The sequence below is a fragment of the Methylobacterium sp. E-012 genome, from assembly GCF_057836545.1.
In genome coordinates this window covers 1,728,975-1,741,707 of the sequence record NZ_JBYQEY010000001.1, presented here as the reverse complement: position 1 = coordinate 1,741,707, position 12,733 = coordinate 1,728,975, and the positions used below count along the sequence as shown (strand labels likewise).

At 70.6% G+C, this 12,733-nt stretch carries 9 protein-coding genes; 2 read left to right on the top strand and 7 right to left on the bottom strand.

The genetic code is table 11. The features are described 5' to 3' along the window. The first annotated feature begins 56 nt into the window (after positions 1 to 56). The gene (locus AC3IF1_RS08255; protein ID WP_489217131.1) at positions 57 to 2,774 is read left to right on the top strand and encodes a valine--tRNA ligase; all 2,718 of its coding nucleotides are present in this window, start codon (positions 57 to 59) and stop codon (positions 2,772 to 2,774) included. Positions 2,775 to 3,273: 499 nt separating this feature from the next. Here the strand turns inward: AC3IF1_RS08255 and AC3IF1_RS08250 are convergent, their stop codons facing one another. Next, positions 3,274 to 3,651, bottom strand: a complete 378-nt coding sequence (locus AC3IF1_RS08250) for a hypothetical protein (RefSeq protein ID WP_489217129.1) — start codon at positions 3,649 to 3,651, stop codon at positions 3,274 to 3,276. A 289-nt stretch (positions 3,652 to 3,940) separates the two neighbouring features. Between AC3IF1_RS08250 and AC3IF1_RS08245 the strand changes: the two genes are divergently transcribed. After that, positions 3,941 to 5,482, top strand: coding sequence for a Do family serine endopeptidase (locus AC3IF1_RS08245; RefSeq protein WP_489217127.1), 1,542 nt, complete (start codon positions 3,941 to 3,943; stop codon positions 5,480 to 5,482). Between the two features lie 165 nt (positions 5,483 to 5,647). On the opposite strand, the gene AC3IF1_RS08240 is transcribed toward AC3IF1_RS08245, so the two are convergent. The 6 genes from AC3IF1_RS08240 to hpnA form a co-directional block, all read right to left on the bottom strand. Further along, positions 5,648 to 6,346, bottom strand: coding sequence for a phosphorylase family protein (locus tag AC3IF1_RS08240; protein ID WP_489217125.1), 699 nt, complete (start codon positions 6,344 to 6,346; stop codon positions 5,648 to 5,650). Between the two features lie 228 nt (positions 6,347 to 6,574). Next, the gene (shc, locus tag AC3IF1_RS08235) at positions 6,575 to 8,572 is read right to left on the bottom strand and encodes a squalene--hopene cyclase (protein WP_489217123.1); all 1,998 of its coding nucleotides are present in this window, start codon (positions 8,570 to 8,572) and stop codon (positions 6,575 to 6,577) included. A gap of 43 nt (positions 8,573 to 8,615) precedes the next feature. Then, positions 8,616 to 9,917: a hydroxysqualene dehydroxylase HpnE gene (gene hpnE, locus AC3IF1_RS08230; protein WP_489217121.1), complete on the bottom strand. Its 1,302-nt coding sequence runs from the start codon at positions 9,915 to 9,917 to the stop codon at positions 8,616 to 8,618. Beyond that, positions 9,917 to 10,768, bottom strand: a complete 852-nt coding sequence (hpnD, locus tag AC3IF1_RS08225; protein WP_489217119.1) for a presqualene diphosphate synthase HpnD — start codon at positions 10,766 to 10,768, stop codon at positions 9,917 to 9,919. The genes hpnE and hpnD overlap by 1 nt, the downstream gene beginning before the upstream one ends. Then, the gene (gene hpnC / locus AC3IF1_RS08220; RefSeq protein WP_243967914.1) at positions 10,765 to 11,691 is read right to left on the bottom strand and encodes a squalene synthase HpnC; all 927 of its coding nucleotides are present in this window, start codon (positions 11,689 to 11,691) and stop codon (positions 10,765 to 10,767) included. The genes hpnD and hpnC overlap by 4 nt, the downstream gene beginning before the upstream one ends. After that, positions 11,688 to 12,716: a hopanoid-associated sugar epimerase gene (gene hpnA / locus AC3IF1_RS08215; RefSeq protein ID WP_243967912.1), complete on the bottom strand. Its 1,029-nt coding sequence runs from the start codon at positions 12,714 to 12,716 to the stop codon at positions 11,688 to 11,690. The genes hpnC and hpnA overlap by 4 nt, the downstream gene beginning before the upstream one ends. Positions 12,717 to 12,733: the final 17 nt, after the last annotated feature.

Sequence of the window (12,733 nt, the reverse complement as noted above, 5' to 3'; positions counted from 1 at the left end):
GCCCGACGGTCGAAAGCGGGTCCAACCCTGTTGGACAAGCGCCACCCGTATCCGCGATGATGGACAAGACCTTCGAGCCCGCCTCCGCCGAGGCGCGGATCTCCGCCGCCTGGGACGAGGCGGGGGCCTTCCGCGCCGGCCGGCCCGAGCGCGCCAGCGCCCCCCCCTACTGCATCGTGATCCCGCCGCCGAACGTGACGGGATCGCTGCATATGGGCCACGCCCTCAACAACACGCTCCAGGACGTGCTCTGCCGGTTCGAGCGCATGCGCGGCAAGGACGTGCTCTGGCAGCCGGGCACGGATCACGCCGGCATCGCCACCCAGATGGTGGTCGAGCGCCGCATGGCGCAGGCCAACGAGCCGGGCCGCAGGGAAATCGGCCGCGCGGCCTTCCTCGAGAAAATCTGGGCCTGGAAGGCGGAATCCGGCGGCGCCATCGTCAACCAGCTGAAGCGGCTGGGCGCCTCCTGCGACTGGTCGCGGGAACGTTTCACCATGGACGAGGGCCTGAGCCGCGCCGTGCTCAAGACCTTCGTGGACCTGCACCGGCAGGGCCTGATCTACCGCGACAAGCGGCTGGTGAATTGGGACCCGAAGTTCCAGACGGCGATCTCGGACCTGGAGGTCCAGCAGGTCGAGGTGAAGGGCCATCTCTGGCACTTCGATTATCCCGTCGTCGACGAGACCGGCGCCGAGACCGGCGCCATCATCACGGTGGCGACCACGCGTCCGGAGACGATGCTGGGCGATACCGGCGTCGCGGTCCATCCCGGGGACGCGCGCTACGCGGCGCTGGTCGGCCAGCGCGTGCGCCTGCCCCTGGTCGGCCGCCTGATCCCGATCGTGGCCGATGAGTATTCCGACCCGGAGAAGGGTACCGGCGCGGTCAAGATCACCCCGGCGCACGATTTCAACGATTTCGAAGTCGGCCGGCGGCACGGGCTCGGCCTGATCAACGTCCTCGACCCCGAGGGGCGGATGCTGCTCGACGGCAACGCTGCCTTCCTCGACGGGACCTCGCCCGAGCCGGAGGCCCTGGCGCTTCACGGCCTCGACCGGGCGCAGGCCCGAAAGGCGGTCGTCGCCCTGATGGAGGCGCGTGAGCGCCTGCGCCTGATCGAGCCGAACACGCACGCCGTGCCCCACGGCGACCGCTCCGGCGTGGTCATCGAGCCCTATCTCACCGACCAATGGTACGTGAACGTCAAGCCGCTGGCCGAGCGCGCCCTCCAGGCGGTGCGCGACGGGCAGACCAAGTTCGTGCCCGAGAACTACGAAAAGACCTTCTTCCAGTGGCTCACCAACATCGAGCCCTGGTGCATCTCGCGCCAGCTCTGGTGGGGCCATCAGATCCCGGTCTGGTACGACCACGAGGGCGCGGTCTTCGTGGCCGAGAGCGAGGCCGAGGCTCTGGCCCAGGCCGAGGCGAAGCACGGCCGGCCGGTGCGGCTGAACCGCGACGAGGACGTCCTCGACACGTGGTTCTCCTCGGCGCTCTGGCCGTTCTCGACGCTCGGCTGGCCGGATTCGACCCCGGAACTCGCGCGCTACTACCCGACCAACACCCTGGTGACCGGCAAGGACATCCTGTTCTTCTGGGTCGCCCGGATGATGATGATGGGCCTGCACCTTACCGACCGGGCCCCGTTCGACACCGTCTACCTGCACACCCTGGTGCGGGACGCGTCGGGTGCGAAGATGTCGAAGTCGAAGGGCAACGTCGTCGATCCCCTGGAGCTGATCGAGAAGATGGGGGCGGATGCCCTGCGCTTCACCCTGTGCGCGCTGGCCGTCCAGGGCCGCGACATCAAGCTGTCGGAGGACAGGGTCAGGGACTACCGCAACTTCGCGACCAAGCTCTGGAACGCCGCGCGCTTCGCCGAGCTGAACGGTTGCCGTCTCGATCCCGCCTTCGACCCGCGGAAGGCAACCGGGGCGATCAACCGCTGGGCGCTCACCGAGGCCGCCCGGGCGGTGGACGAGGTGACGGCGGCGCTCGACGCCTACCGGTTCAACGACGCGGCGGGGGCCGCCTATCGCTTCGTCTGGAACATCTTCTGTGATTGGTACCTGGAGCTGGCCAAGCCGGTGCTGCAGGGCGAGGGCGTCGATCCGGCCGTCCGGGCCGAGACGCAGGCGAGCGTGGCGTTCCTGATCGATCAGGTCGCCAAGCTCCTGCACCCGTTCATGCCGTTCCTCACGGAGGAGCTGTGGGCGATCAAGGGCGCCGGCCTGCCCGACCGTGGCCTCCTGACCCTCGCCGCCTGGCCGGACCTCGGCGGCCTCGCCGACGCGGCCGCCGAGGCCGAGGTCGGCTTCGTGGTCGATCTGGTCACCCAGGTCCGCTCGGCCCGTTCCGAGACGAACGTGCCGGCCGCGGCGCAGATCCCCCTGGTGATGGTCGGCGCCGTCCCCGAGGTCCGGGCCCGGGTCGCGGCGTGGCGGGACACGCTGCTGCGCCTTGCGCGGCTGTCGGAGATCACGTTTACGGAAACGCCGCCGAGGAACTCGGTTCAGCTTCTGGTGCGCGGCAGCGTCGCCGCGCTGCCCTTGGAGGGCGTGGTGGACCTTGCCGCGGAGGTCGCCCGGCTCACGAAGGAGAAGGGCAAGGCGGAAGGCGAGATCAGGAAGATCGACGCCAAGCTCGGCAACGCCGATTTCGTCGCCCGCGCCCCCGAGGAGATCATCGAGGAGAACCGCGAGCGCCGGGAGGCCGAGGCCGCGCGGCTCGCCAAGATCGAGGAGGCGCTGGCGCGGTTGAGCGGAGATTGATCGCCCCGATCGGCTCAGGAACGTTCCCCGCGTCGATGTCCCTCGGCCGGCGACCTTTTGGCGGCTCACCGCCGGGGTGTCGACGGGCGCTACGAGGCAGGGATAACGGCATCACACGCGGTTATTTTTGATGCCGTGCGAGGGAGAACGTTATGCGTACGACGATCAACCTCGATGATAATTTGATGCCGAAGGCCCAGCATTCGACTGAGATATCGGAACGTCAGAGATCGTGCGCGAGGCTCTGCGCGCCCTGATCCAGGGTGAGACACCCCGGCGCATGATCCTGCTGGACGGAAGCGATCCGAACGCCAGAGCCGAAACGCGCCGACGCCCCCAACGGTGATCATCATCCAGTCGATGCCCATCTCGTGGCCTCGGCGAAGCTGATGCCCGGCTCCTGGATCTGGACGCGCGACCGACGCCTGTCCGCCGTTAGCGATCGGCCCGGGCTGTCGCACCAAGCCCTCCACTGAGGCGTCGGGACCGGGCAGCCGCCTCACCGGCGGGTGCCGAGGGAACCCGCGAAGGGATTGGGCGCGCTGACGCTGCCATACGAGTCATCGATCGAGCTTCCGAAGCCGTCGCCCGACGAGCCGCGCGGATGGGTGGAATAATCGGGCGGCACATAGATCCCGGCCCGGTTCCTGTAACCGGCTTTGAGGGTATCGGGATTCGTGGCGCCGACGCCATCGTCGTAACGCCGAGCATCGACGTCTTCGATCGAACGATTTTTCGTCTTGGAAGTTTTCGAATTCATTCGAGCGTTGGGAGCCGGGCCGGCGTCGAAGTGACGCCGATAATCCGAATAGCCGTCGGCGGCCATCGATCCGACCGTCGAACCCAAAAGTATGGCTGCCGCCAACAGCGTCTTCATTGCCGGATCCTCACGCCTCTCGCGCCACAGCAATCGACTGGGTCGATGCTTGCGGCGCCCTCCCGGGGCTCGTCACAATCTAATTCGTCTTTCCAGATGCGCAGGTGACAAGCGGCACGCGCCTCGGGTTTTTCCAATGCCGCGGTCACGCGACGCGCCCGCGCCCCGCACATGTCCAAACCGTAATTTGACCGCCACGCCCGGGTCAGGGGCCGCCCTCTAGACCGATCGCATCGACCGCCGCGTGACCCGGCGTCGTCCAGATCCGTCCCCAGAGGTTGAGCCCCCTATGACCGAGACCCGTCCCGCAGGCCGCACCGCGCGCCGCGCCCTCGCCTCCGTGGCCGCCGCCGCCCTGATCGCCGGTGGCGCCCTCGGCAGCGTCGCCCTGCCGTCCGTCACCCCGGCCTACGCGCAGGCCCTGCCTAAGACGCCGATTGAGGCCCCCGAGCATCCGCCGGGCTCCTTTGCCGGCATCGTCAACAAGGTGAAGCCGGGCGTCGTCTCGGTGAAGGTCAAGCTCGACGATTCGGCGAGCGGCGACGACGAGGACGGCCAGGGGCCCGGCCAGGGGCAGGGGCGCAACCTGGAGAACGTGCCGCCGCAGCTGCGCGAGTTCTTCAAGCGCTTCGGCCAGAACGGCCCCGGCGGCATGCAGCCCCAGCACCAGGGTCCGCGCGGCGCGGTCGGCTCCGGCTTCATCATCTCGGCCGACGGCTATGTCGTGACCAACAACCACGTGGTCGATCACGCCAAGACCGTCCAGGTGACCCTCGACGACGGCCGGACCCTCGACGCGAAGGTGATCGGCAAGGATTCGAAGACCGACGTCGCGCTCCTGAAGATCAACGAGGGTTCGAACTACCCCTACGTTCAGTTCGGCAAGGCCGCCCCGCAGGTCGGCGACTGGGTGGTGGCGATCGGCAACCCGTTCGGCCTCGGCGGCACCGTGACAGCCGGCATCGTCTCGGCCCGGGGCCGCGACATCGGCGCCGGCCCCTACGACGACTTCCTGCAGATCGATGCCCCGATCAACAAGGGCAATTCGGGCGGCCCAACCTTCAACGTCAACGGTGAGGTGGTCGGCATGAACACCGCCATCGCGTCCCCGTCGGGCGGCAGTGTCGGCTTGGCCTTCGCGATCCCGGCCGAGACCGTTCAGGCGGTGGTCGATCAGCTCCGCACCGACGGCAAGGTCGCCCGCGGCTATCTGGGCGTCCAGATCCAGCCGGTGACGCAGGACATCGCGGAGGGTCTGGGCCTCGACAAGGCCAAGGGCGCCCTGGTCGACCACGCCGAGAATGGCACCCCGGCCGCCCAGGCCGGGCTCAAGGCCGGCGACGTGATCGAGAAGGTCAACGGCGACACGGTGGACAGCGCCCGTGAGCTGTCGCGTAAGATCGCCGGCATGAAGCCCGGCGCCAAGGTCGAGCTCGGCTACCTCCGCGGCGGCAAGTCCGACACCGCCACGGTGACGCTCGGCGCCATGCCCACCGACGGCACCAAGGTGGCGAGCCGCGGCGATGACGATTCGGCCAACGGCCAGCCGCGGCTCGGCCTGCAGCTCGCGCCGGCGAGCGAGGTCGGCCTGTCCGATCAGGGCGTTGCGGTGGTCCAGGTCGATCCCGACGGGCCGGCAGCCGCCAAGGGCATCGAGGCGGGCGACCTGATCCTCGACGTCGGCGGGCAGAACGTGTCGCGTCCCGCGGACGTGGCCGCGCAGATCCTGGCGGCCGAGTCGAACGGACGCAAGGCCGTCCTGATGCGGGTGAAGAGCAGCAAGGGCCAGACCCGCTTCGTGGCGGTCTCGCTCGGCAAGAAAGCCGGCTGAGGCCGGGTCCTCCCGGCGCGGGGCTTCGGCCCCGCGCCGTCTCGTGGTGACCTCCGACTTGCGCCGGCTGAACAGGCCGGCGCTTTTTCGTGACTCGATCCGCGCCCGCGTTCGAGGGGCTGGGCGGCCTCGCTCCGCTCTCAGTGAGGGTGCGTCTGCGGCGTCTCAGCCCCCTGCCGCCGGTATTCCCAGCCCCGGGCCGAGCCGGGCGCGGCAGCGGCCGAGCGCCGCGAAGGCGGCGTTCGAGTCCCGGGCGAGGCGCATCAGGTCGCCCAGCCGCGCCCGGCCGCGGGCGAAGGCGAAGAACACCGCGGCGATATCGGGCTCGCCATCCGCCGTGAGCGCTTCCGCCGCGAAGGCCGGCAGCGCCTGACCGGCGGGGTCGCAGATCACCCGCAGGGCCGCGAAGGGCAGACCGTGCCGGCCGGCGAAGGCCGCGGCCACGTGCGATTCCATGTCCACGGCCGCAGCGCCGGTGGCGGCCCGCAGTTCCGTCTTGCCCTCCACCGCGAGGATCGCCGTATCGACCCCGGCGAGATCCGCCGGGATGACCCGGGGTCCGACCCCCGACAGGATGTTGAGGAGCACGGCGGAAAGGTCGAGATCGGCGGCCCGGCGGCCCTCCTCGCCGACCACGCCGGTGCCCACCACCACATCGCCGGGCTTCAGCGACGGATCGAGCCCCCCCGCGATGCCGAAGCTCACCACGGCCCGGCAGCCGGGCGGAATACGTGCGTCGAGAAGCTGGCGCAGGCGATGCGGGTTGCCGCCGGCGCCCACCGCCTCGACCCCGTCTCCAGCAGCCATGCGGCGCTCGCGGGCGAGGCCGGTGACGGCCAGGACGGGGGCGGCGGGATCGATCATGGCGCGCTGGTGGACCAGTCCGGCGAGGTCCGCAAGCAGGCGCGCACGCCGCGGCGGTGACGCGGGCCTCGGATCCGCCGCGGGGCGGGGTTCGCCCGGTCCCACGGGGTCGGTGTCTGTGGAGGCCACGTGTCGGATACCGGGCTCGCGGGTCGGTCACCGGGACGGTCGAACGCGCTGCGATCCGGTGGAGCAAGAGGCCGGTCCGTCGGGACCGGCCCCGTCGCATCACATGCCGAACTGCACGCGCCGGCTGTTGGCGCGCTTGAGGTTGCGGTAGCGCGCCATCGCCCAGAGCGGGAAGAACTTCGGGTAGCCATGATACCGCAGGTAGAACACCCGCGGGAAGCCCGTGGCGGTGTAGCGTTCTTCCTTCCAGAACCCGTCGGCGCCCTGCGTCCGGGTGAGGAAGTTGATGCCCCGGGTCACGGCCGGATCGTCGACCGCGCCGGCCGCCATCAGGGCCAGCAGCGCCCAGGCGGTCTGCGAGGCGGTGGACGAGCCAGCCTCGAAAGCCGGATCGATCTTGTACGAGTTGGCGTCCTCGCCCCAGCCGCCATCCGGGTTCTGGATGCGGATCAGCCACGAGACCGCCCGTTGGATCCGCGGATCCGCCGGATCGACCCCGGCCGCGTTGAGGGCACAGAGCACCGACCACGTGCCGTAGATGAAGTTCATGCCCCAGCGGCCGTACCAGGAGCCGTCCTCCTCCTGATCGTTCAGGAGATAGTTCACGCCGCGGTCCAGCGCCCGGGAGCTCTCCCGGGTCTCGCCGAGCTGGGCCAGCATGCCGACGACGCGGGCGGTGACGTCCGCGGTCGGCGGATCGAGCAGCGCGCCGTGGTCCGAGAACGGGATGTGATTGAGATACATGTGGTTATTGTCGGCGTCGAACGCCGCCCAGCCACCGTCCTCCGATTGCAGCCCCTCGACCCATTCCCGGGCGCGGGCGATCGCGGCCTTGTAGTCCGGCATGCCGGCCACCAGCCCGTGCTGGTGCATCGCCCGGTCCATGGCCATCACCACCACGGCGGTGTCGTCGAGGTCAGGGTAATGGGGATTGGCGTACTGGAACGCCCAGCCCCCCGGCCGGACCTTCGGCTTGCGCGCCGCCCAGTCGCCGACGATGTCGAGCACCTGGCGGGGCTTCAGCCAGTCGAGCCCGGCGCGGGCCTGGGCCTCGGCCTCGGGGCCACCGGCCTCCAGGAGGGCGTGGCTGGCCAGCGCCGTATCCCAGACCGGCGACACGCAGGGCTGGACATAGGCCTCGTCGGCCTTCTCGACGACGAGCTTCTCGATGGCGTCGCAGGCGACGCGGACCTGCGGGTGATCGGGCCGGTAGCCCATCACCTCGTACATCAGCACCGAATTGACCATGGCGGGGAAGATCGCGCCCAGGCCGTCCTCGCCGTTCAGGCGCTCGCTGACCCAGGCCCGGGCCTTCTCCATGGCGCGCTGCCGGCTCTTGCGCGGCATCCGGTCCTCAACGAGCTGGAGGATCCGGTCGATGAAGCCGAAGATCGGCGTCCAGGGCCATGTCGCGTGCGGGGAACCGGGCCAGGAGCGCACGCTCTCGGGCGGCGTGACGAACAGCTCCTGCACGCTGACGCCGCGCGGGTTGCGGGCCCGGGGCTTGGTCGCCTGGAGCACGAACAGCGGCACCACGGTGGTGCGGGCCCAGTAGCTGATCTTGTCGAGGTGGAACGGGAACCACTTCGGCAGGAACATCACCTCCACGGGCATCACCGGCACGGCGCACCAGGGCACCTCGCCGTAGAGCGCCAGCATGAACCGGGTGAAGACGTTGGCGTTGGCCGCGCCGCCGCGGGACAGGATGCCCTCGCGGGCCCGGCGCATGTGCGGCGCCTCGATGTCCTCGCCGATCATCTTGAGAGCGAAATACGCCTTGACCGTGCAACTCATGTCGAAGGGACCCTCGTGGACGAGGGCCCAGCCGCCGTGCCGGCCTTGCGTGCGGCGCAGGTAATTGCCGATCTTGGCCTCGAGGCCGTCGGGGACCGGCGTGCCGCGGAACTGGTGGAACAGGATGTACTCGGACGGGATCGTCGCGTCCGCTTCGAGTTCGAAGCAGATATGCCCGTCGTCCTGCGCCAGGGCTGCGAGGGCACGCGTCGCATGCGCGACGCCGCGCTCGACATCGTCGAGCGAGATCCCCTGAGTCTTCGAGCGCTGCAGCGCCTCGACCTTGCTAACGGCCTCTCTCATAGTCCTCGACCTCGAACGACCGCCTCGCGGCGGACGTTATGCCTCAAGCTGCGCCGCGCGCCCGGGTTCCGGAGCGCGCGACCGATCCGGCGCGCAGGGCGCGCGCGGCAGTCATGCCCGAACGGATCGCTCCCTCGATCGTCGATGGCAGGCCGGTGGCGGTCCAGTCACCTGCCAGGACGAGTTTGTCGTAGGCGGTTCCGGCCGCCGGGCGCCGCGCGGCCTCCGCCGGCGTCGCCGCGAAGGTCGCACGCTTCTCCTTTACGATCTGCCAGCTGGGCAGTTCCGGTGCAAGATTGCAAAGCTGTGCGATCTCGGACCAGATCCGGCGCGCGAGGTCCTCCCGGGGCACGTCGAGCAGCCGGTCGGCACCGCTGATCGTCACCGAATAGCGGTCCGGATAGGCGAACAGCCACTCCGTGAGCGCATTGACCACGCCGAGGACGAGCGGGCTGCCGGGCTTCGGCGCCAGGGCGAAATGGGCGTTCACGATGGAGCGGAATTCCACCGGGGCGAGGAGACCGGGCAACACCTCGCGGGCCACCCAGGGCGGCAGCGCCAGCACGATGCCGTCGTCGGGCCCGAGCGTCTCCGCGCCGTCCGAGAACAGGAGCTGGCCGACGCGGCCCTCCGCCAGGTCGAGCCCCCGCAGGCGACGCCCGAACCGGACTTCGCAGCCGCGGGTCGCGAGGTGGCGCAGGGCCGGGTCGACGAAGGCGTAGGACAGGCCCTCCACCGCCACCAGCGGCCGGCAAGCCTTCCCGCCGGCCCCCAGGGTCTCGCGCAGGATCCGGGCGGCGAGCCCGACATCGCTGTCCCGCGGCTCGGTGTTGAGGGCGGCGAGCAGCACCGGATGCCAGAGCCGCCGGTAGAGGTCGCCGTCGCAGTCCATATGGGCGCCGATCGTGCCGCCGGCCCCCTCCGGCTTGCCGGAGGCCGCCCGCAGGATCCCGAGCGGGGCGAGATAGTCCCGGGCCCGGGTGCCGGGGACGCGCCGCGACGGGCTCATCACCCACCAGGGCAACCGCCCGGCATTGGGACGCAGGCACCAGCGTTCGCCGGACGCGAGGTCGGCGAAGTCGAACGCGGCCTCGTCCGGACCGGTGAGCGCGTCGGCGGGCGCGCCGATGGTCTTGAGGAAGCCCAGCGCGTCGGCATTGCCGGAGAGCAGCAGGTGGTTGCCGTTGTCGAGGGTCAGGCCCAGCGCCGGGTCGTAGTAGGACCGGCAGCGCCCGCCCGCCTGCTTGGCGGCCTCGTGCAGAACCACCCGGGTGCCGGTCTCGGCCAGGGCGACGGCGGCGGACAGGCCGGCCAGGCCGGCCCCGACGACGTGGACAATGCCCATCAGATCAGGCCGTGGCGGAGGACGACGCCGAGCAGGGCGAGCTTGCCGGGCTTCACCCGAGCCCGGGGCATCGCCCAGCCGCGGGCGATCACCGCCTTCAGGTAGAGATGATACGCGGCGGCCATCAGCCGGGCGGCCTTGGTCGCCTTCCGGGGGCTGCGGCGGATGATCTCCCAGGTCGCCTGGTAATGCTCCTCCGCCTCGCGGGCCAGGGAGGCGCAGACCTCGCCGATGCGCGGATGCGCGATCGCAGCGGCCGGGGTCGGCTCCGGGAGCCCGATCGCGAAAAGCTTCTCCCGGGGCAGGTAGAGGCGGCCGCGCTCGGCATCCTCGTCGATGTCGCGCAGGATGTTGGTGAGCTGGAGCGCCCGGCCCTGGTGCCAGGCCAGCCGGATCCCGTCCGCCTCCGGCATGCCGAAGATCCGCACCGACAGCCGGCCAACCGCGCTCGCGACCCGGTCGCAATAGAGGTCGAGGGTCTCGGCATCAGGGGCGACGATGTCCGCGACCGCATCCATGGCCATGCCGTCGATGACCGCCTGGAAATCCTCGCGCTTCAGGCCGAACCGGCGCACCGGCTCCACGAGGTCGCGGACCCGCGGGACCGGACGGCCGGCATAGAGCGCGTCGATATCGGCCCGCCAGCGGTCGAGCTCGGCCTGCCGTACGGCCCGGGTACCGCCGTCGTCGGCGACGTCATCGACGGCCCGGCAGAAGGCGTAGACCGCGTACATGGCCTCCCGCCGCTCCTTCGGGAGCAGGCGCATCGCCGTGTAGAAGGAGGAGCCGGCGGCCGGCAGCGCCGGGGCGGATTCCGCCCCGGCGGCGGCGGGGGTCGCGGTGGCGCTCACGGGCGGCTTCCCTGCGCGCGGCTGCGCTGCGCGCGGAGTCCCCGGTCGGCGGCCCGCACGACCCGGCCCCGGAAGGGGCGGCGCGCCAGCGTCGCGGCGACCCCGCCGAGCGCCGTGAGGGCGAAGGCGCGCTTGCTGTGGTGGACCTTTTCCGAGAGCGGATCGCGCTCCAGCAGGCCGCGGGCGAGGACGACGGCGAGGCGGTGGATCGCGGCGATCTCCATCGAGAGGCGCAGGTCGTCGATCAGGTCCGGCAGGACCGCGCCCTCCTCGAGGAGATCGAGGCACTTCTGCGCCAGTTCACGGATCACCGCCTGGAGCTGCGGCGGCGCCGTATTTTCGCCCAGCATCGCCACCGTGGCGCCGTGGCGGTCGAGGGCGTCCTGCGGGAGATAAACCCGGTCGAGGGCGGCGAAATCCTTGCCGCAATCTTGGAGGTGGTTGATCACCTGCAGCGCCGCGCAGATCGCGTCGGACGGGCCCCACACCCGGATCGGATCCTCGCCGTGGACGTCGAGCACGAAGCGCCCCACCGGCATCGCCGAATAGCGGCAATAGTGGAGCAGCTCGTCCCAGGTCGCGTAGCGGTTCTTCCGGGCGTCCATCCGGAAGGCGTCGAGGAGTTCCAGCGCGTGGCGGGGCGGCAGGACGCGGCTCGCCAGTTCGCGCTTGAGAGGAGCCGCCTCCGGATCGGACGGGCCGGCTCCGGTGAGCGCGTCGGCCAGCCGGTCGAGGAGTTCAATCTTGCGCTCCGGGGACAGGTCCGGATGGTCGGCCACGTCGTCGCCGGCGCGGACAAAATCGTAGAACGCCAGGATCGCCCCGCGGTGATGCGGGTGGATCAGGTGCGAGGCGACCGGGAAGTTCTCGTCGCGGTGCCCCTTGCCGGAGCGGGCCGCGGTGGCGCTGTCGAGGGTGCTCATGCGAGATACCCCGCCTCCCGGAACCAGTGAATCGCGTCGGACAGGCCCTCGCGGTAGGGCCGTGCCGTGTAGCCCAGTTCCGCGCGGGCCTTCCGATCCGAAAAGAACATGCGGTAGCGCGACATGCGGATCCCATCGATGGTCGCGAAGGGCTGCCGGCCCGTGACCCGGGCGGCAAGCTGGGCGAAGAACGCCACCGGATAGACCGCCGCCCGCGGCAGCCTCACGGTCGGCGGCTTGCGCCCGACCATGCCGGCGATGTCGGCGAGCATCTGCGACAGGAACACGTCCTCGCCGCCGAGGATGTAGCGCTCGCCGATCCGGCCCTTGCGGAGGGCGAGGAGATGACCCTCGGCCACGTCGTCGACATGGGCAAGGTTGAGGCCGGTATCGACGAAGGCCGGCATCCGGCCGAGCGCCGCCTCCTGGATGATCCGGCCGGTGGGCGTCGGCTTCACGTCGCGGGGTCCGATCGGCGTCGACGGGTTGACGATCACGGCCTTCAGGCCGTCCCGGGCGATCATCTCCTCGACCACCCGCTCGGCCACGACCTTGCTGCGCTTGTAGGCGCCGATGGCGGTCTCCGGCGTCAGCGGCATGGTCTCGTCGGAGGGCGTCGCCCCGTCGGCGGGCGGCCGGATCGTCGCGACGCTCGACGTGTAGACGACGCGCTCGACCCCGGCCTCAAGGGCTGCGCGCATCATCAGGCGGGTGCCGTCGCGGTTGGTGCGGACGATCTCGTCCCTATCGGGCGCCCAGAGCCGGTAATCGGCCGCGGCGTGGATCAGGTAGCGCTGTCCGCGCAGGGCCGCCGCCACGGCGGCCGGGTCGCGCATATCGCCCTCGGCGATCTCCACGTCGGTCCAGGTGAGGTTCCGGCGCGGGCTCGTGGCGCGCACGAGGATGCGCACCGGGAAGCCGGCCCGGCGGAATACGTCGACCAGGGCCGAGCCGAGGAAGCCGCTCGCGCCGGTGATCAGCACGGGGCCGACCTCGGTAGAGCCGGGGAATATGGCCTCTGCCATCACGGATCTGGAGGTTG

Coding starts and splice junctions, on each gene's coding strand:
- hpnC (WP_243967914.1), bottom strand. CDS start 11,691: ATGAGCACCCTCGACAGCGCCACCGCGGCCCGCTCCGGCAAGGGGCAC.
- shc (WP_489217123.1), bottom strand. CDS start 8,572: ATGAGAGAGGCCGTTAGCAAGGTCGAGGCGCTGCAGCGCTCGAAGACT.
- AC3IF1_RS08250 (WP_489217129.1), bottom strand. CDS start 3,651: ATGAAGACGCTGTTGGCGGCAGCCATACTTTTGGGTTCGACGGTCGGA.
- AC3IF1_RS08255 (WP_489217131.1), top strand. CDS start 57: ATGATGGACAAGACCTTCGAGCCCGCCTCCGCCGAGGCGCGGATCTCC.
- hpnE (WP_489217121.1), bottom strand. CDS start 9,917: ATGGGCATTGTCCACGTCGTCGGGGCCGGCCTGGCCGGCCTGTCCGCC.
- hpnA (WP_243967912.1), bottom strand. CDS start 12,716: ATGGCAGAGGCCATATTCCCCGGCTCTACCGAGGTCGGCCCCGTGCTG.
- AC3IF1_RS08245 (WP_489217127.1), top strand. CDS start 3,941: ATGACCGAGACCCGTCCCGCAGGCCGCACCGCGCGCCGCGCCCTCGCC.
- AC3IF1_RS08240 (WP_489217125.1), bottom strand. CDS start 6,346: ATGATCGATCCCGCCGCCCCCGTCCTGGCCGTCACCGGCCTCGCCCGC.